At 59.5% G+C, this 17,744-nt stretch carries 18 protein-coding genes and 1 pseudogene; 10 read left to right on the top strand and 9 right to left on the bottom strand.

All coding sequences use genetic code 11. The features are described from left to right. The first annotated feature begins 104 nt into the window (after positions 1 to 104). Positions 105 to 716, top strand: a complete 612-nt coding sequence (locus tag AC0J41_RS13130) for an FMN-dependent NADH-azoreductase (RefSeq protein ID WP_025109559.1) — start codon at positions 105 to 107, stop codon at positions 714 to 716. A gap of 236 nt (positions 717 to 952) precedes the next feature. Then, positions 953 to 1,990 carry an alpha/beta hydrolase family protein gene (locus AC0J41_RS13125; protein ID WP_025109560.1) on the top strand — a complete coding sequence of 346 codons (1,038 nt, stop codon included), beginning with the start codon at positions 953 to 955 and terminating at the stop codon, positions 1,988 to 1,990. Between the two features lie 121 nt (positions 1,991 to 2,111). On the opposite strand, the gene AC0J41_RS13120 is transcribed toward AC0J41_RS13125, so the two are convergent. Both AC0J41_RS13120 and AC0J41_RS13115 read right to left on the bottom strand, forming a co-directional pair. Beyond that, the gene (locus AC0J41_RS13120; RefSeq protein ID WP_473015860.1) at positions 2,112 to 3,305 is read right to left on the bottom strand and encodes an MFS transporter; all 1,194 of its coding nucleotides are present in this window, start codon (positions 3,303 to 3,305) and stop codon (positions 2,112 to 2,114) included. A gap of 280 nt (positions 3,306 to 3,585) precedes the next feature. Continuing rightward, positions 3,586 to 5,172, bottom strand: coding sequence for an ABC-F family ATPase (locus AC0J41_RS13115; protein WP_025109562.1), 1,587 nt, complete (start codon positions 5,170 to 5,172; stop codon positions 3,586 to 3,588). Between the two features lie 391 nt (positions 5,173 to 5,563). Between AC0J41_RS13115 and lpxO the strand changes: the two genes are divergently transcribed. Next, positions 5,564 to 6,463: a lipid A hydroxylase LpxO gene (gene lpxO / locus AC0J41_RS13110; protein WP_473015859.1), complete on the top strand. Its 900-nt coding sequence runs from the start codon at positions 5,564 to 5,566 to the stop codon at positions 6,461 to 6,463. A gap of 154 nt (positions 6,464 to 6,617) precedes the next feature. On the opposite strand, the gene ku is transcribed toward lpxO, so the two are convergent. Next, on the bottom strand, positions 6,618 to 7,490 hold the full coding sequence (gene ku / locus AC0J41_RS13105) for a non-homologous end joining protein Ku (protein ID WP_473015858.1): 873 nt from the start codon (positions 7,488 to 7,490) through the stop codon (positions 6,618 to 6,620). 189 nt (positions 7,491 to 7,679) lie between these two features. Here ku and AC0J41_RS13100 point away from each other — a divergent pair, with 189 nt between their 5' ends. Continuing rightward, entirely contained in the window at positions 7,680 to 8,021 is a 342-nt protein-coding gene (locus AC0J41_RS13100) for a hypothetical protein (protein ID WP_025109565.1), read from the top strand. 52 nt (positions 8,022 to 8,073) lie between these two features. Next, entirely contained in the window at positions 8,074 to 9,219 is a 1,146-nt protein-coding gene (locus AC0J41_RS13095; protein ID WP_473015857.1) for a PQQ-dependent sugar dehydrogenase, read from the top strand. Between the two features lie 140 nt (positions 9,220 to 9,359). Here the strand turns inward: AC0J41_RS13095 and rimI are convergent, their stop codons facing one another. Beyond that, entirely contained in the window at positions 9,360 to 10,454 is a 1,095-nt protein-coding gene (gene rimI / locus AC0J41_RS13090; protein WP_473015856.1) for a ribosomal protein S18-alanine N-acetyltransferase, read from the bottom strand. A gap of 92 nt (positions 10,455 to 10,546) precedes the next feature. On the opposite strand from rimI, the gene AC0J41_RS13085 reads away from it, so the two are divergent. Further along, complete coding sequence (locus tag AC0J41_RS13085) at positions 10,547 to 12,121, top strand: RimK family protein (protein WP_473015855.1); 1,575 nt, start codon at positions 10,547 to 10,549, stop codon at positions 12,119 to 12,121. Between the two features lie 7 nt (positions 12,122 to 12,128). Further along, entirely contained in the window at positions 12,129 to 13,052 is a 924-nt protein-coding gene (locus AC0J41_RS13080; protein ID WP_473015854.1) for a magnesium transporter CorA family protein, read from the top strand. Between the two features lie 128 nt (positions 13,053 to 13,180). Here AC0J41_RS13080 and AC0J41_RS13075 read toward each other — a convergent pair whose 3' ends face one another. Then, the gene (locus AC0J41_RS13075) at positions 13,181 to 13,516 is read right to left on the bottom strand and encodes a DUF2834 domain-containing protein (RefSeq protein WP_473015853.1); all 336 of its coding nucleotides are present in this window, start codon (positions 13,514 to 13,516) and stop codon (positions 13,181 to 13,183) included. Positions 13,517 to 13,799: 283 nt separating this feature from the next. Here AC0J41_RS13075 and ilvA point away from each other — a divergent pair. After that, a pseudogene (ilvA, locus tag AC0J41_RS13070) lies at positions 13,800 to 14,758 on the top strand (threonine ammonia-lyase, biosynthetic); the annotation flags it as partial. A 30-nt stretch (positions 14,759 to 14,788) separates the two neighbouring features. On the opposite strand, the gene AC0J41_RS13065 reads toward ilvA, so the two are convergent. Both AC0J41_RS13065 and eco read right to left on the bottom strand, forming a co-directional pair. Next, entirely contained in the window at positions 14,789 to 15,094 is a 306-nt protein-coding gene (locus AC0J41_RS13065) for an NIPSNAP family protein (protein WP_025109572.1), read from the bottom strand. 21 nt (positions 15,095 to 15,115) lie between these two features. Continuing rightward, positions 15,116 to 15,601 carry a serine protease inhibitor ecotin gene (gene eco, locus AC0J41_RS13060; RefSeq protein ID WP_473015852.1) on the bottom strand — a complete coding sequence of 162 codons (486 nt, stop codon included), beginning with the start codon at positions 15,599 to 15,601 and terminating at the stop codon, positions 15,116 to 15,118. Positions 15,602 to 15,971: 370 nt separating this feature from the next. On the opposite strand from eco, the gene AC0J41_RS13055 reads away from it, so the two are divergent. Further along, positions 15,972 to 16,241, top strand: a complete 270-nt coding sequence (locus tag AC0J41_RS13055) for a DUF1652 domain-containing protein (protein ID WP_025109574.1) — start codon at positions 15,972 to 15,974, stop codon at positions 16,239 to 16,241. Here the strand turns inward: AC0J41_RS13055 and AC0J41_RS13050 are convergent. Next, positions 16,238 to 16,636: a hypothetical protein gene (locus AC0J41_RS13050; protein ID WP_025109575.1), complete on the bottom strand. Its 399-nt coding sequence runs from the start codon at positions 16,634 to 16,636 to the stop codon at positions 16,238 to 16,240. The two genes, AC0J41_RS13055 and AC0J41_RS13050, sit on opposite strands and share 4 nt — an antisense overlap. A gap of 89 nt (positions 16,637 to 16,725) precedes the next feature. Beyond that, positions 16,726 to 16,995: a DUF2790 domain-containing protein gene (locus AC0J41_RS13045; RefSeq protein WP_473015851.1), complete on the bottom strand. Its 270-nt coding sequence runs from the start codon at positions 16,993 to 16,995 to the stop codon at positions 16,726 to 16,728. 481 nt (positions 16,996 to 17,476) lie between these two features. Here AC0J41_RS13045 and AC0J41_RS13040 point away from each other — a divergent pair, with 481 nt between their 5' ends. Then, the gene (locus AC0J41_RS13040) at positions 17,477 to 17,743 is read left to right on the top strand and encodes a hypothetical protein (RefSeq protein ID WP_473015850.1); all 267 of its coding nucleotides are present in this window, start codon (positions 17,477 to 17,479) and stop codon (positions 17,741 to 17,743) included. Position 17,744: the final 1 nt, after the last annotated feature.

Raw genomic sequence — 17,744 nt, 5'->3', positions numbered from 1 at the left:
GTGGGACGAACTATCGCATTGTCGGCGGCTAATCAGCTATTGGTTTCTTCCGTAGGATTGTCTCCATTCCGTCGCCGCCGGCGATTCTTTCCAGGAGATTCCACATGAAACTGCTGCACATCGATTCGAGCATTCTGGGCGACAACTCGGCTTCCCGTCAGTTGAGCAGTCAAGTCGTCAAAGCCTGGCAAGCCGCCGAGCCTGCCGCCGTCGTGACCTATCGCGACCTGGCCGCCGACGCCATCAGCCACTTCTCGTCGACCACCCTGGTCGCCGCCGGCACCACTGCTGAGCTGCGCAACGCCGCACAACAGCATGAAGCTGAACTGAGCGCTTCGACCCTGGCTGAATTCATCGCTGCTGATGCCGTCGTTATTGCCGCACCGATGTACAACTTCACCGTACCGACCCAGCTCAAAGCCTGGATCGACCGCGTGGCCGTTGCCGGCCAGACTTTCCGCTACACCGAAGCCGGGCCTGAAGGCCTGTGCGGTGGCAAGAAAGTGGTCATCGTCTCCACCTCCGGCGGCATCCACGCCGGTCAGGCGAGCGGCATCGCTCACGAAGAGTACCTGAAGCTGGTTCTGGGCTTCCTCGGCATCACCGACATCGAAATCGTCCGTGCCGAAGGCCTCGCTTACGGTGATGAAGTGCGCAACAACGCGATGAGCGCTGCTCAGGCGAAGATCAGCGAGCAACTGTTCGCTGCTGCGTAAGCATTGCGTAAAGACCAGCTGCCGTTCAGGTAGCCTCCCAAAAAACTCTGTATTCTGGTTCTGCAAGGGCCAGATGCGGAGTTTTTTGTTTCTGACTGTTGCATAATCTGGCCCGGGTTATGCAGTCAAACGATCAACGTCTGAGTGCAACGCCGCGCCGGATCACCGAACCACGGGGTTTCGGGCGTCGGAACACGAAGGATCTTTCGATTGAGTAACACAGGGTGGGCCATCCGATGATGCGTCTTTGTGCAACGTTACTGATTTGCCTGCTCGGCAGCCTCGGTTCAGTGCATGCCGCGCCCGGGCGTCACCCTGTCTGGAGCGTCGGATATCACGAGATGACGTTCCTCGATCCTCTGGATCTGCAGCCGATGCGCGCCATCGCCTTTTATCCCTCCAGCGACCGCGAACACACCAGCCTGCTTGAGGGCTACACCGTCGAGGCCGGCGCCGACACCAAGGTCGCCATTGGCCGCTTCCCGATGCTGATGTTGTCCCACGGCAACACCGGCACCCCCATCGCGCTGCATGACCTCGCCACTTCGCTGGCACGCAAGGGCTTTGTGGTGGTGGCGGTGATTCATCCCGGCGACAACTCCAAGGATCACAGCCGGCTCGGCACCCTGAGCAATCTGTATGGACGGCCGATCCAGATTTCCGAAGCGATCACCGCCACCCTCGGCGACCCGATGCTGTCGCCGTTCGTCAACGCCGATCAGGTCGGAGTGATCGGTTATTCGGCCGGCGGCGAGACCGCGTTGATCCTTTCCGGCGCGCAGCCGGACCTGGATCGTTTGCGCCGTTACTGCCAGGAACGCCCGGACGACCGCGATGCCTGCAACACCCAGGGCGAGCTGATCGTCGATCGGGATGACTTACAGCCCGTAGCCGATCCGCGCGTGCATGCGTTGTTGCTGATGGCACCGCTGAGCCTGAAGTTCGGTCGTCACACCCTGGCGGATGTGCATGTGCCGGTGCTGCTGTACAGCGGCGATGGCGACAAACTGGTGGCCTTCGACAAGAATGCTGCGGCGCTGGCGCGCAAGCTGCCGACTGCGCCGGACTTCAAATTGCTTGCCGGGGCAGGGCACTTCGTGTTCATGGCGCCGTGCAACGAAGAGCAGATCCGCGCCATGCCGGCGCTGTGTACCGACGCCGACGGTGTGGATCGCGAAGACATCCATCGCAACCTGATTTCCGAAGCCGGACAGTTCTTTTCGCGTACGCTTGGCAAACCGAGCCGGGCGGGGATGCAGACCGCCGATCAGTGAACGACTCAATTCCCCCCTGTGGGAGCGGGCTTGCTCGCGAAAGCGCCGTGTCAGTCAGTGCATCAGGTGACTGATACACCGCTTTCGCGAGCAAGCCCGCTCCCACAAGGGACAATGTATTTCAGTCTTGAAAACTTGCCCGGCGCTTGAGCAACAAGGTCAATCCCAGCCCGATCACCGACAACAGCGCCGCGCTGAAGAAAATCCACGAATACCCCAGGTTCAACGCCACCGCGCCCATCAGCGGCCCGGCAATCGCGAGCGCCAGATCGAAGAACACCGCATACGCCCCCAGCCCCGAACCCCGGCTGGAATTGGGTACCTGCTTGATCGCCTCAACCCCCAGCGCCGGATACACCAGCGACAGGCCGAAACCGGCCAATCCCGCACCGAGCAACGCGAACGCGGTGGACGGCGCCAGCCACAACAGCACCAGGCCGACGGTTTCAATGGTCATGCAGGCGATGGCTGAGTTGAACCCGCCAAAGCGGCTGATGGCTGAAATGAACAGCAACCGCGAGAGGATGAAGCACACGCCAAACACCGTCAGGCAGTACGCGGCGCCGCTCCAGCCCCGATTGAGGTAATAGAGGGTGATGAAGGTGGTCAGCGTGCCGTAGCCGATGGATGCCAGGCTCAGACTGGCGCCAAACGGTGCAATGCGCCCGAACACCGCCCAAAAAGGCAGCCGCTCGCCGCGGACCACCGGCACCGAGGGTTTATTGCGGATCAGCACCAGAGCGCCCGCCGCCAATACCGACAGAGCGACGCCGAGGCTGGCAAAACCGTAATCGGCAACCATCACCACACCCAATGGCGCGCCGATCGCAATCGCGCCATAGGAAGCAATACCGTTCCAGCCGATCGACCTCGCCGTGTGTTCGGCGCCGAGTTGGCCCATGCACCAACTGATGGTGCCGACCCCGATCAAGCCCTGCGCGACTCCGAGCAACAGCCGCCCGGCGATCAGAATCAGCAGGCTCGGTAACGGGAAGTCCTGCAGCAGCGTCGACAGCAGCGTCAGCAGCCCACTGAGCACGATCCCCGACAACCCGTAAACAATCGCGCGCTTGGTGCCGATGGTGTCCGACATGCGCCCGGCCATTGGTCGGCTGAGCAGGGTGGCCAGGTACTGTGAGCCGATCACCAGTCCCGCAATGATCGCGCTGAACCCCAGTTGTTCGTGCACATAGCCGGGCAACACGGCAATCGGCAGGCCGATGCACAAGAAGGCAACAAAGGTATAGAAAACGATGGAAACGATCTGCAGGGTGATCGCCATGGAGCTTTGCGGGGGCTGTTGCTGCGCAGACATGAGGGCTCGTTCGCGGGCGGCGGTAGGAGAGCCGGCATCATCGCTTGGCGCTGGAATAAAAGGAAGCAGGCTAACTATTTTTCCTGGCGCTGGAGGTGTATTCGAGGGCCTCTTCGCGAGCAAGCCCGCTCCCACATTTGGAGTGTGGTCCCCTGTGGGAGCGGGCTTGCTCGCGAAGGCGGTCGCACCGACAAATCGTTCGCCCCTGAAATGCAAAAAGCCCCGTCACACAGACAGGGCTTTTCAATGCCAGCTTGCAGCTAAAGGTGTGTAGCGACCTTTAGAAAACAACACCCTGACTACGCAGGTAGTCATCGTAGGTGCCGCTGAAGTCAGTCACACCATCCGGGCTCAGCTCGATGATGCGCGTGGCCAGGGACGATACGAACTCACGGTCGTGGCTGACGAAAATCAGCGTGCCCGGGTAGTTTTCCAGCGCCAGGTTCAGCGCCTCGATCGATTCCATGTCCAAGTGGTTGGTCGGTTCGTCCATGATCAACACGTTCGGCTTCTGCAGGATCAGCTTGCCGAACAGCATGCGACCTTGCTCACCACCGGAAATCACTTTGACCGACTTGAGGATCTCGTCGTTGGAGAACAGCATGCGGCCCAAAGTACCGCGAATCATCTGCTCACCCTGCGTCCACTGACCCATCCAGTCGAACAGCGTCACATCGTCTTCGAAGTCGTGAGCGTGATCCTGAGCGTAGTAGCCCAGTTCTGCGGCGTCGGTCCACTTGACGCTACCGGCATCCGGCGTCAGTTCGTTGACCAGCGTGCGCAGCAGGGTGGTCTTGCCGATACCGTTCGGGCCGATGATCGCCACGCGCTCGCCAGCTTCAACCTGGAAGCTGAAGTCTTTGAACAGTGGCTTGCCGTCGAAACCTTTGGCCATCTTTTCGACCATGACGGCCTGACGGTGCAGCTTTTTGTTCTGCTCGAACCGGATGAACGGGCTGACACGGCTGGAAGGCTTGACCTCGGCCAGCTGGATCTTGTCGATCGCCTTGGCACGGGAAGTGGCCTGCTTGGCTTTCGAGGCGTTGGCCGAGAAGCGGCTGACGAACGATTGCAGCTCGGAAATCTGCGCTTTCTTCTTGGCGTTGTCCGACAGCAGTTGCTCGCGGGACTGGGTCGCCACGGTCATGTACTCGTCGTAGTTGCCCGGGAACAGACGCAGCTCGCCGTAATCCAGGTCAGCCATGTGTGTGCACACGCTGTTCAGGAAGTGACGGTCGTGAGAGATGATGATCATCAGGCTGTTACGCTGGGTCAGGACGTTTTCCAGCCAGCGAATAGTGTTGATGTCCAGGTGGTTGGTCGGTTCGTCGAGCAGCAGCACTTCCGGATCGGAGAACAGTGCCTGAGCCAGCAATACGCGCAGCTTCCAGCCTGGCGAAACTTCGCTCATCGGGCCGAAATGTTGCTCGATGCCGATACCCAGGCCCAGCAGCAGCTCACCGGCGCGGGATTCGGCGGTGTAGCCGTCCATCTCGGCGAACTCGGTTTCCAGCTCGGCCACGGCCATGCCGTCTTCTTCCGACATTTCCGCCAGCGAGTAGATGCGGTCGCGTTCTGCCTTGACCTTCCACAGCTCTTCGTGACCCATGATCACGGTGTCGATCACGGTGAATTCTTCGTAGGCGAACTGGTCCTGACGCAGCTTGCCCAGGCGCACGTTCGGCTCGAGCATGACCTGACCGCCGGACGGATCGAGATCGCCGCCGAGGATTTTCATGAAGGTCGACTTGCCGCAACCGTTGGCGCCGATCAGACCGTAGCGGTTGCCCGCGCCGAATTTGACCGAAACGTTTTCGAACAGCGGCTTGGCGCCGAACTGCATCGTGATGTTAGCTGTAGAAATCAAGAGTTTTTCCTGCGAAGCATTCTGAGTAGCGAGGGTGCGGCCGGAGCGCTTGGCCCGAGTCAAAGTGCGCTGAGGCGGGGAGAGTCCCGGCATCAACCAAGGGGGGCGCGTAAAGTTTGGCGGCGATTGTACTGGTCTGGCGCTTTAAACGATAGGGCGATGACGCCGCGACTGCCGTTTGGCAGATTCAGCGGACAGTTTTTCACAGATGAGGTTCACCATTGGTTACAAAGTATGGCTAAAATGCCATCCGATAACCCAAGAGCCGCTAACGGCATGGGCTCAAGGAAGTGCCACCGGGACAGTATTTGTATTCATGCCACTGCATCAGACCCTGGGCCTCCGGCCGGCAGGCGCGCAGTTTGTTCACTTTTGACGTGTGACGATTTCCGTGAAACTCATCATTGCCGCTATTTATGTCATTTCGATTGCATACGTTCACCTTCGTGGTCGTGTGCGTCACAAATTGGGCCGTCAACTGAGCGATCACTCGACGTTTCTGGCTCCGATCAACTGCTTCCTCTACCTGTTTTCGAAGAAGCCGAACAAGCCGTACCTCGATCCATCGGAGTTTCCGGACCTGAGCCCGTTGCAGGCGCACTGGGAAGAAATTCGCCAGGAGGGTCAGGATCTGCTGCGCGCCGGTGAGATCAAGCGCTCGAATCAGTACGATGACGTCGGTTTCAACTCGTTCTTCAAAAGTGGCTGGAAACGTTTCTACCTCAAGTGGTACGGCGAGAGCCATCCGTCGGCGATGAAGCTGTGCCCGCGGACCACCGAGCTGGTGCAGAGCATCGGGTCGATCAAGGCTGCAATGTTCGCCGAGCTGCCGCCGGGTTCGAAACTGGTGCGTCACCGTGACCCGTATGCCGGCTCCTATCGCTACCACCTGGGGCTGGACACGCCGGACGACGCCGGTTGCTACATCAATGTCGACGGCGAGAGCTATCACTGGCGCGACGGCGAAGCGGTGATGTTCGATGAGACCTACATCCACTACGCCGAAAACACCACCGACAAGAACCGCATCATCCTGTTCTGCGACATCGAGCGCCCGATGAAATACCGCTGGGCGGCGGCGTTCAACGCTTGGTTCAGCCGCACCGTGATGTCGGCGGCCGGTGCGCCAAACGATGCGGGCGACCGTACCGGCGGGATCAACCGGCTGTTCACCAGGATCTACAAAGTCCGCCTGCGTGGCAAAGAGCTGAAAAAACGTAATCGCGCCCGCTATTACATGGAAAAGTGGGCGATCTTCGGCGGTTTGCTGGCGATCTTCATTCTGATCTGACCGCATCGCCAACAGGCTGGCTTCCACAGCGGATGATTAATCCTGAGGGTTACATTCCCTCAGAAAGAAATGCATTCCAAATGTGCGAGCGAGCCTGCTCGCGAAGAGTGTCTCAAAGCCAACCTGTCCACTTCCTGACAGGAACCGCATCTGACTATTCCCCAGAAGCTTTTTTGGTCTTTCTCGCCGGTGCAGCCTTGCTGGCCGGCTTGGCTTTCGCCCGGGTCTTGGCCGGCGCTTTGCCGCCCAGGCTACGTTTGAGCAACTCGGTCAAATCGATGACATCCGCCGTTTTGCGCTCTTCCTCGCCACCCACCGTCTCGACATCTTCGATCTTGCCTTCATGGGCCTTTTTCTCGACCAGGGCCATGATCTTGTCTTCGAATTCGTCCTTGTAGTCCTCGGGACTCCAGTCTCCGCTCATGTCTTGCACCAGGCGCTTGGCCATATCCAGCTCGCCCTTGGCCAGTTGCGGCTTGGTCACCTCGCTGCCCAGCTCCAGTTCATCCAGACCGCGCACTTCCTGCGGCCAGCGCAATTTGACCAGCACCAGCGCCGATTCCAGCGGCATCAGTGCAGCCAGATATTGCCGGGTGTGCAGAACGACACGGGCAAGGGCGACCTTGTTGGTTTTGCTCAGGGTTTCACGCAGCAGCGCGTAGACCTTGCCGCCGCGTTTGTCCGGGGCGAGGTAGTAGGGCGTGTCGATGTTCTGTAGCGGGATCTGCTCGGCATCGACGAACGAAAAGATGTCGATGGTCTGGGTCGATACCGGATGTGCTGAACGGATTTCTTCCTCGCTGAGCACCACGTAGCGACCTTTTTCATAGGCCACGCCTTTGACGATGTGCTCCTTGGTGACTTCCTTGCCGGTCACCTTGTTGACCCGCTTATAGCCCACCGGATCCATGCTGCGGCTGTCCAGCCAGTCAAAGTCGACACCGTGCGAGGACGTTGCCGACACCAGCGCGACGGGGATGTGTACCAGTCCGAAGCTGATCGCGCCTTTCCAGATTGCCCGAGCCATGGTCAGTTCTCCGAGTGATGATCAGGTGACCTGCGGCGCGCGGCGAAAGTTTCCAGTGATTGCGTGGGCCCCAAGGGTTCTGGTCAAGCCGTGTTACATGTTGTTTAAAGGCCATGGGTTAACAAATCCGAACCGGCGGCGTAGCGTGGACTCGAAGGCTCTATCCCCTGTGCATCGTGAGGCTGACCCATGAACCGAATTCCGCTAGGCATCATCGTTCTGCTTTTTGGGGCAGGTCTGGCGCATGCTGATGTCGGGGCACCGTCCGCGCCGCTGTTGCTGGCGCAAAGTCCCACGGGCACCAACAACAATCCCTACAACAGCCCGATCCGCCGGGCCAATCCCAACAGCATGCAGGGCACACAGCCCAGTGCGCCGGTGATTCGCGGGCCCGGCACGGTGCCGGTGCCGAGCACGCCAACGGTCGGCAACGGCGGCATCGGCAATGGCCAGCAGCAACGTTCAGTACCGAGTACGCCGCCGAAATTCATTCCCAACCCACCTCCACGAGACGGAGACAGCAACCGTTGAACGCCAGGCCTGAGCGCCTGCAAGCCTTTCAGACGAACAAAAGGAATCGTGCATGTTGCGTAAAACCCTTCTAGCCACGCTGTGCGCCGGCGCGCTGGTCAGCGCTCCGGTGTTCGCCACTGCTCCCAAAGAGCTGCAAAGCGAACAGGGCACCCTTGAGGTCACGACCATTACCCAGGGTCTCGAACATCCCTGGGCACTGGCGTTTCTGCCCGATCGCCAAGGCATGCTGGTAACCGAGCGTCCGGGCGCCCTACGGGTGATTGGTGCCGACGGCAAACGTTCGGAGCCTATCATCGGCGTGCCCAAGGTCTGGGCCAAGGGGCAGGGTGGTTTACTCGATGTGGTGCTGTCGCCGGACTTCAAGCAGGATCGGCTGGTCTACCTGTCGTACGCCGAGGGCGGTGGCGCCGGGGACAAGGCCGGAACGGCGGTGGGCCGTGGACGGCTCTCGGACGACCTGCGCACCTTGAACGACTTCAAGGTGATCTTCCGTCAGGAGCCGAAACTGTCGACCGGCAATCACTTTGGTTCACGGCTGGTGTTCGACCGCGACGGTTACCTGTTCATCACCCTGGGCGAAAACAACGACCGGCCTACCGCGCAGGATCTCGACAAACTGCAGGGCAAGGTGGTGCGCATCTTCCCCGATGGCAAGGTGCCGGATGACAACCCGTTCGTGGGGCAGTCCGGCGTGCGTCCGGAAATCTGGTCATACGGTCATCGCAACCCGCAAGGCGCGGCGCTCAATCCATGGAACGGAACACTCTGGGAGAACGAACACGGTCCCCGTGGTGGCGATGAGGTGAACATCATCGAACGCGGCAAGAACTACGGCTGGCCGCTGGCGACCCACGGCATCAACTACTCCCTGCAACCGATTCCGGAAGCCAAGGGCAAGAGTGTCGAGGGTGCCGTTGATCCGCACCATGTCTGGGAGAAGTCACCCGGCGTTACCGGCATGGCGTTCTACGATGCCGATCGCTTCAAGCCTTGGCAGCAGAATCTGTTTATCGGCGCGCTGGTCAGTCAGGAATTGATCCGGTTGCAGTTTGAAGGAGACAAGGTGGTGCACGAGGAGCGCTTGCTGGGCGATCTGAAGCAGCGAATTCGTGACGTGCGGCAGGGGCCGGATGGCTATCTGTATGTGCTGACGGATGAGGACAATGGCTCGTTGTACAAGGTCGGCCTGAAGTAACCCTCGTCCTGGCAGGCGGATAATCCTGTGGTGAGGGGGCTTGCCCCCGTTCGCCTGTGAAGCAGGCCTGGTTAAAACATGGGCCGCTCCGCGACCCAGCGGGGCAGGCCCCCTCGCCACGGGTTTCTGAGCGCGAAGACTTATCGAGGTGACAAGACCACCGCCGCGCGCAATTTCCCTCGCCCAAACCGGCTCATCTTCTCAAACTCCCCATGGCTGACCGGCACGTGCTGGCAATCCATGGGCTGACGATGCTGGCTGTGATCGACGTCGGGGTCATGCAGGTACACAAAATCTTCGTCGCAATCGGTAACCACCACCCAGTGCGGTGACTTGGAGCGGGTCAGGCGATAGCTGCTGATCAGCACCAGAGGCTGACCGCCAGTCCCCAGCAGGCGCGGCAGATCGAGATGGGCGCCAATCATCCGTTCGATGTCGGTCTCCTGCAGTTGCGCGCTGAACTCCTCATGCACCAGGCGCATGACGTCTTTTTTATGCTCATCGCGCACGCCGTCGAGAAACAACGGCCCGGCCATACTCAACTGCAAACGTACGCGAAAGCCCCGGCGCCATGCCGCCAGCGCCAGACCCTGCGGGCTGCAGCCGCCGTGACCCGAGGTCATGAACACGGTGGTCGCTTCTCGCCAGAGTTGCAGTTCTTCACGCCGCTCCAGCAAACGCCCGGGTTGCAGCGCGCCCATGGCCATCAACAGGCATGCCGGGCCACAGGTGAACTCGGTGGTTTGCGGGTAGTAGGGCACCTTGATGCCGAGTGAATCACGGTGCTGCACGATGCGCTTTTCCAGACGCAGCGCGTCGGCATGGTCTTCGTAGTAATCGTGAATCAGCGCAAAGCGCCGATAGCCGTTGCGCTCGTACAGGGCAATCGCGGCGGGGTTGTCGATGCGCACTTCCAGGCGCAAGTACGCACAATCGTGCTCCACCGCGCAGGCCTCGATACGTTGCAGCAACTGTTTGCCCAAACCGATGCCCCGCGCTTCGCTGGCAATGGCGATGGAGTACAGCCTCGCCAGCGACGTGCCGCGATGAAACAGCACCAGCGCGTAGCCGAGCAATTGCCCCTCATGTTCGGCCACCAGCAACTGCGCATGGGCGCGGGTGATCATCCACTGGAAGCTGCGGCTGGTCAGCCGATCGGTGGTGAAACATTGCATTTCCAGAGCCAGCAGCGCCGGCAGATCTTCAACTACCGCCAAACGAAAAACAGCCTTCATATGACCACCGTAAAAGTTGCGTAACGAAACGGGACTTTCGAAAAACTTCGTGCTTAATAGAAATGGTCTTGTTCTCCAACGGATCAATCTCTATGTCAGCGGTACAGGGTCATTGGCGCGAAGTATCCGAGCAAAGTTTGCCGGCGGCAACTTTTTTAAATTCAGTCATCAGAACTTCCAGTCAAGTGTTGATCATCGTCGAACGCAAGGAAGACTGGGCCTCATACTTTCCTAGCGAGGACATCGTCACCGCGCAGGAATACCTTGAGCAAACCCGTGACAGTGAGCCGGGCAAGCGCGTGCAGGTGATCAATCTGTGCCGCAGTTACAAGTACCTGGGGCACGGTTACTACTGCTCGCTGCTGGCGGAAGCCCGTGGGCACAAGGTGATTCCCTCGGTACGCACCATCAGCGAACTGACCAGAAAATCACTGTACGGGCTGGCGTTGGATGACCTGGATAAAACCCTGGAAAAAGCGCTCAGTCATCATCTGTACAGTGATACCGAAGGTTTCACCCTGACACTTTATTTCGGCAACACGCATATCGAGCCGCTGCAGGATCTGGCCCGTCAGTTGTTTGAAGTGTTCCCGTGTCCGATTTTGTTAGTTGAGTTTCGTCGAACTAACGGTTGGCACATCGAAGGCATAAAGTCTGGCGCCTTGCACAAGTTGCGTGACGATCAGGAAGATCAGTTCGCCAATGCACTGGACGGTTTCAGCCGTAAAGTCTGGCGGGTGCCGCGCTCGCCACAAGTAGCGCGTTATGACCTGGCGATCCTGCACGATCCGCAGGAAGCGCTGCCGCCGTCAAACCCCAAGGCACTGGAGAATTTCGTGCGAGTCGGCAAGCGCATGGGCATCGATGTCGAGCTGATCGAGCGCAAGGACTATGCGCGGCTCGCCGAGTACGACGGCTTGCTGATTCGCGAGACCACCAGCGTCGACAACCACACCTATCGCTTCGCCAAGAAGGCTGAAAGCGAAGGGCTGGTGGTGATGGACGATCCGACGTCGATTCTGCGCTGTACCAACAAGGTTTATCTGACCGACCTGCTCAACAGCCATCAACTGGGCATGCCTGCCACCGAAATCCTCTACAAGGAACGACCGGAAGATTTCGAACGGGTCGGCGAGCGCCTCGGCTTTCCGCTGGTGCTGAAGATTCCCGACGGCTGTTTTTCCCGTGGGGTGATCAAGGTTGAAAGCCAGCAGGCGCTGCTTGAGGCCACCGCAGAACTGTTTGAACACTCGGTGTTGCTGCTGGCCCAGGAGTTTTTCTACACCGAGTACGACTGGCGCATCGGCGTGCTTAACCGCAAGCCGATCTTTGCCTGCCAATACTTCATGTCCAAGGGTCACTGGCAAATCTACAACCACAAGGCCAAGGGCCAGGACATCAACGGCGAGTGCCGCACTATGGCCGTTCATGAAGCGCCGCGTGCGGTGGTGGAGTTGGCGGTGAAGACCGCGAACCTGATTGGCGACGGCCTCTACGGCGTGGATCTTAAACAGGCTGGCGACAAGGTGGTGGTGATCGAGGTCAACGACAACCCGAACCTCGACGCCGGCATCGAAGACGCTTATTTGCAGGACGATCTGTATTCACTGGTACTGGAAGAGTTTGTGCGACGGCTGGAGCTCAAACGTCGCGGCCAGGCCTGGTGAAGCGCCGATGATCAGCAGTTTTGCATTGAGTCATGGCGCGTTGCAGCGGGTCGAGCGGCTGGACGCCGAGGTGATGCTGTTCAGTCAGCCCGATGCTGCCGAGCGCGACTTGCTCCACAGTCACTACAAGGTCGATGAACACGCGCTGGCCTCGGCGCTGGACCCGGATGAAGTCTCGCGAATCGAGTTTCACCCCGATCACTTGTTCCTGATCTGGAAACGCCCGGAAAACTATTCCGGCGGTGGCAGCCTGGCATTTGAAGTGTCGTCCTGCGGCTTGCTGTTTTCACCTGGGCAACTGCTGGTAATCGCCACCGACGACACGCCGCTGCACGGCATCGGCACGCGCCAGCCGTTCAACGCGCCGCTGGATGTGTTGCTCGATTTGCTGTTCAACAACATTCACCACTACCTCGGCCATCTGAAGGTAATCAAACTGGTGGCCCGCGAACTTCAACAGAAGTTCAACGCCTCGATGCAGAACCAGCATCTGGTGCAGATGTTCAACCTCAGCGAAAGCCTGATCTATTACATCAACGCCCTGCACAGCAACGGCGCGGTGCTGACGCGGCTGCGTAATCATGCCGACAAACAGCATTTCGGTAGCGAGGCGATCGGGCTGATCGACGACCTGATCATCGAAAACAACCAGTGCTACAAGCAGGCAGAGATCTACTCCACGGTGTTTTCCGGGCTGATCGATGCGCGTGGCAACCTGATGAACAACAGCATGAACAACCTGCTGCGCAAACTGACGTTGATCAACGTGGTGTTTCTGCCGTTGAACCTGATTGCGAGCATCGGCGGGATGTCGGAGTTCAGCATGATGACGGCAGGCACGCCGTGGTGGATTTCGTACCCGGTGTTTCTGCTGGTGATGCTGTTGGGGGCAGGGGGGATGTTGTTTGGGCTGCGGCGGTTGGCCAAGTGATTGATCGGTGCCTGAGCTGACGCCTTCGCGAGCAAGCCCGCTCCCACATTGGATCTGAGTCTGACGCATAACCCCTGTGGGAGCGGGCTTGCTCGCGAAAGCTATTTCAGCAGCACTGGAGCTCGGGATCAGCTCGCTGGATCCGCCGCAACCACCTTCCTGCGTTCCCGAACCCCACGCACCACCAGATACAACAACGGCCCAACCGACACAAACACCGCCGTCAGCAGCAAATACGGCACCACCGACCACACAGACATCCCCCGCGCCCGCGCATCCTTGACCATCCACACCCCGGCCAGCGTCGCCAGCAAATACAGATCAATCACCACCTGCGCGGTATCCGGACGCGACATCAGACTGATGCCGAAGTCGATCAACGACTGTTCAGCCTGGAGCATCACCGACACGGTGTAGCCAGTAAACGCAATCAACGCAGTGAGGGGCAGGGCGACAGACATCATGCATTCCTTCCTTGGGGTGATGAGCAGAATCGCCAGCCTATAGCGCCGGCGCCAAATAAGCCATTGACGCGCGCACCGCCGTCGGGCTAATTTCAGGTTCATGACTTCCACCGTATTGCGCTGCCAGCCAAGCATTATTACCGCCATTCCTCATTTGGCGGGCTAGCTCACGACTGCAGCACCCAACCCGCCCTAGAGGCGGGTTTTTACTTTCTGTCTCCGGGGTTCTGATCAAAACGTCAGGAGACGATCATGCCGCACAGCCCCGACCAGCAAGCCCTGCTTGAGCAGTACGTGAAAAAAATCCTGGCCGCGCCGGTCTACGACATTGCCGTGCGCACGCCGTTACAGGCGGCGCCCGCACTGTCCGGGGCGCTGGGCAATCGGATCCTGCTCAAGCGCGAAGACCTGCAACCGACGTTTTCCTTCAAGATCCGTGGTGCCTACAACAGGCTGGTCCAGTTGAGCGATGCGCAGAAAGCACGCGGGGTGATCACCGCCTCGGCGGGCAATCATGCCCAGGGCGTGGCGCTGGCGGCGCGGGAATTGGGGATCGCGGCGACCATCGTCATGCCCTCGACCACACCCGAACTCAAGGTGCTTGGGGTGCGAAATCGTGGTGCCGATGCGCTGCTGCACGGCGAGAGTTTTCCGTTTGCCCTGGCCCATGCGCTGCAACTGGCCGAGCAGACCGGGCGCACCTTTGTTTCGCCGTTCGACGACCCGGACGTGATCGCCGGCCAGGGCACGGTGGCCATGGAAATCCTGCGTCAGCATCAGGGGCCGCTGGACGCGATCTTCGTTCCGGTCGGTGGCGGCGGCCTGATCGCCGGCATCGCGGCGTACGTCAAATACCTGCGGCCGGAGGTGCGCATCATCGGTGTCGAGTCGGAGCACTCGGCCTGCCTGAAGGCTGCGCTGCAAGCGGATGAGCGGGTGGTGTTGCCCAGTGTCGGGACATTCGCCGATGGTGTGGCGGTGGCGCAGATCGGTGCTTATGGTTTTGAAGTGTGCCGGTTTTGCGTGGACGAGGTGGTGACCGTCAGCAACGACGACCTCTGCACGGCGATCAAGAACATCTACGACGATACTCGCTCGATCACCGAGCCTTCCGGCGCACTGGCGGTGGCCGGAATCAAACAGTACGTGGCCCGCAGTGGTATTCGCGAGCAGACTTTCGTCGCGATCGACTCTGGCGCCAACATCAACTTCGACAGCTTGCGCCACGTCGCCGAGCGCGCCGCGGTGTGCGGCGCCCCGGCGTGATAGCGGCTACGGCAGCAGTGGGCGCAGGAAACTGCGCTCGTAGCTGATGATGAACTTCTTCTGCACCAGTGATTCCACCAGCGCCGTACTTTCCGGGTCGGTCAGCGCGATGTGCCGGTAGCTTTCGTAATCGGCCAGCGATGGAAAACTGAACAGGCAATAAGCGATGTTGCTCGCGCCCTCGGAGGGCAGGAAATAGCCGTGATGAGTGCCGCCCAACCGCTCGACGATGCCCAGCCAGGCCTTGGCGTAGGCCTCGAATTCGGTCAGTTGGTATGGATCGATCACGTATCGCACATGGCAGGTAATCACGTTTGAAGCTCCTTGTTCAGGTCATTGCGCGATGGCAGTACCGACCTTGTCCGACGCCGACCAGATGCGGTAACGCACCTCGACATCCTTCGGGGCGTAGATCACCAGCGGCAGCTTGCTGTTGTAGCGCAGCATGAAGCCGTCACCGACCACCGGGACAAAGGCGCGCTTCTTCTGGCTGCCGGGCGGGCAGGCCATCAGAGTGCTCATCGGGCCGATGACTTTTTCCAGGCGGTAGAACGGGTAACCCCAGCCTTCGAGGTTTTTTTCGTCCAGAGCACCGCCCAGACGCTGGCGATTGCAGTCGACTTCCAGGGTCTTGCCGGCGAGCACTTCGACCTGGAGGTTTTCTTCCTGATCCTGCTTGGGCAAGTAGATAACCTGACGGGTAAAGCCGTTTTCCGCCTTGGGATACGGCGCGACGTCTTCGAGCTTGGCCGCGTGGGCGAGGGTGGACAGGCCGGCTACGAACAGACCGATTGTCGCGCGAGCGCGTAAAGAACCCATGAAAGCCTCCTGGCGGGTGTAGGGTGGATGACGGGCATTCTCACTGTCATCAGCGGTGAATGCAAACCGGCGTCGACTTGCAAATTGCAGTGCCGAAGTGGGCCTATCTTGCATTTTGCAACTGGCTAACTAATGGCCACGGCGCCAAGTGCTTGATTTATCGAGGGTCAAAATGACCCGATGAAAGGCATGCTTTATGCGTCTATTTGGTGCGGCGCACCGGGTTCGGGCGCCTACAATCCAAGAGGCATTTCGCAGTACAACCGTTTGCCGCACCAGGGAATCAGCGGGGACACACCCGTGCAGGCGCAGCAAAAGCGGTCAACGTGAAGAGTTGATTGGCAGTTTCATCAATAAGGAGAGGTTCACCATGTTTCTGTCTGCCTTGGAACTACGCAATATCATTGAAAGCAGTTTTCTGCCTAAACGCTGCCAGTGCACGCTGTCGCCAGACTTGTCGATGACCGTCAAGGTATTCGGCGATCACCAGACTGACCAGGTTGATCTACATGTCAGCGGTATCGACGCCAGCCATTTGAATGGCTGTCGCGAAATCAATGAGTTGATCGCCGGGTTGCGCTCGGATCTGACCAAACAGACCACGAGCACGCATTACAGCCCTCGATCCAGAGCGGTTTAACTCACCGTTTCACCCAGTTCGACCGTCACGCGCCGGGCCTGCACAAAGCCAAGGCCCAGCGCGAACTCGACCAGCACCGCGAGCAGAATCCCGGGGCCGGCATGGCCGTTTAGCCATTCGCCAAAACCCAGCACCGCCAAACCAAAACAACCGACGATAAACCCGTTGCTCAGGGCGTTGCGCCCCAGCGACGGCGGCGCGTTGCGCACCAGATAGAACATCACCCCCAACGCTGCAAACAGCACCGCACTGCGCCGCGCAACAAACCCGGCAGCGCTCGAATACTCAATGCTCCAGATCGCCAGCAACACCTCCGGGAAAAAGCCCCAGGCCAGCGCCAGTACAAAACACAACGAAGAAGTGATGATCGACAACGTGCGAAACGACAACTGCATGGCGAGTCCCTGCGGCAGTGAGGAGAGGCCCGAGCATAACCCGCGAACCCTCCAGCGCCTACCGCAAAGCCGCAAATCAGAGCCTTCTGTCAGTTCTGGTCGCTACAGGCATCAGACATTTTCCGGTAGGTGATTTCCTCCGGCTTGCCGGCATTGTCGATGTACTTCATGTCAGCGGTCACGACCTTGCACTGGCGAGTGGGCTGCTCGGTCATGGAAATCACTTTGTTGACGTGCAACGGCATGCCGTACTGGTAAGGAACGGGCTTGGTGGCCGCGGTGGTGTCATTGGCCTGAGCCAGACCGGCGAACGCGGTGCAGGCGAGGGCGGAGGTAAGCAACAGCGTGCGAATGTTCATGAATCGGACTCCCGTGCGACGGAATGAGCGTTCGGCGCAATACGGCCAAACCTGCCGCACTCGGCGCCAGCCAAGGGCTGAGGTGTGCGGTTCAGTACAGTCTTGGACTGCGGCGTTAAGCGATGGTTAACCTGGCTGAACGCCGGCTGTCAGGCAGAGGGATGATTTCTCTGGGATGCGGGGCCGATTCCTACAAGGGCAGATGCCTTGTCTGCTTTCGGCGGGGGGAACGGGGCGGTTATGGTTTGGCGTCGCTGCAAAATCAGCGGCTCGGGTTTGGTCACCTGAAAATTCGACACTTGTGTGCCATCATTGCGCAGCGGACATCTATGTCTTCGTAGTGCATTGCTGTGGCGGCTGTGTGCAGGATCGCTTTCGAGCGAGCTGATCGGGTTTTCAGTTGACCAAACTTGCATACAGTCCGCCTCCCCATCGTTGGTCACGGTGGCGGCGGGTTACCGAACCCGATCGAGTAATAAAAATGCCAATACTGAATCCGCTTCCAAACCGCTATCACCCGCTCAACAGCGGCGTCACCGACAGCGCTCCAATGGTCATCGACACCCAAGCCAACCCCCAAGACATCCTCGAAGCCGCCGTCCAGCGCATCCGCGCCTGCAGCGACCTGCTCGAAACCCTGCATTGCGTGTGCTTCCGGCATGGCGATGTTCAGGACATTCCACACATTACCCATGCGCTGTACCTGCTGGCGCAGGACGGCAATGATTTGCTGCAGGTGGCGCAGTAGC

The organism is Pseudomonas sp. Arb-4-2C (assembly GCF_055755015.1).
This window is presented reverse-complemented; position numbering and strand designations above follow the sequence as displayed.

What these genes read in the sequence shown, in the direction of transcription:
- AC0J41_RS13130 (WP_025109559.1), top strand. Translation starts at nt 105, where the DNA reads ATGAAACTGCTGCACATCGATTCGAGCATTCTGGGCGACAACTCGGCT.
- AC0J41_RS13125 (WP_025109560.1), top strand. Translation starts at nt 953, where the DNA reads ATGATGCGTCTTTGTGCAACGTTACTGATTTGCCTGCTCGGCAGCCTC.
- AC0J41_RS13120 (WP_473015860.1), bottom strand. Translation starts at nt 3,305, where the DNA reads ATGTCTGCGCAGCAACAGCCCCCGCAAAGCTCCATGGCGATCACCCTG.
- ku (WP_473015858.1), bottom strand. Translation starts at nt 7,490, where the DNA reads ATGGCTCGGGCAATCTGGAAAGGCGCGATCAGCTTCGGACTGGTACAC.
- AC0J41_RS13100 (WP_025109565.1), top strand. Translation starts at nt 7,680, where the DNA reads ATGAACCGAATTCCGCTAGGCATCATCGTTCTGCTTTTTGGGGCAGGT.
- AC0J41_RS13095 (WP_473015857.1), top strand. Translation starts at nt 8,074, where the DNA reads ATGTTGCGTAAAACCCTTCTAGCCACGCTGTGCGCCGGCGCGCTGGTC.
- rimI (WP_473015856.1), bottom strand. Translation starts at nt 10,454, where the DNA reads ATGAAGGCTGTTTTTCGTTTGGCGGTAGTTGAAGATCTGCCGGCGCTG.
- AC0J41_RS13085 (WP_473015855.1), top strand. Translation starts at nt 10,547, where the DNA reads ATGTCAGCGGTACAGGGTCATTGGCGCGAAGTATCCGAGCAAAGTTTG.
- AC0J41_RS13080 (WP_473015854.1), top strand. Translation starts at nt 12,129, where the DNA reads ATGATCAGCAGTTTTGCATTGAGTCATGGCGCGTTGCAGCGGGTCGAG.
- AC0J41_RS13075 (WP_473015853.1), bottom strand. Translation starts at nt 13,516, where the DNA reads ATGATGTCTGTCGCCCTGCCCCTCACTGCGTTGATTGCGTTTACTGGC.
- eco (WP_473015852.1), bottom strand. Translation starts at nt 15,601, where the DNA reads ATGGGTTCTTTACGCGCTCGCGCGACAATCGGTCTGTTCGTAGCCGGC.
- AC0J41_RS13055 (WP_025109574.1), top strand. Translation starts at nt 15,972, where the DNA reads ATGTTTCTGTCTGCCTTGGAACTACGCAATATCATTGAAAGCAGTTTT.
- AC0J41_RS13050 (WP_025109575.1), bottom strand. Translation starts at nt 16,636, where the DNA reads ATGCAGTTGTCGTTTCGCACGTTGTCGATCATCACTTCTTCGTTGTGT.
- AC0J41_RS13045 (WP_473015851.1), bottom strand. Translation starts at nt 16,995, where the DNA reads ATGAACATTCGCACGCTGTTGCTTACCTCCGCCCTCGCCTGCACCGCG.
- AC0J41_RS13040 (WP_473015850.1), top strand. Translation starts at nt 17,477, where the DNA reads ATGCCAATACTGAATCCGCTTCCAAACCGCTATCACCCGCTCAACAGC.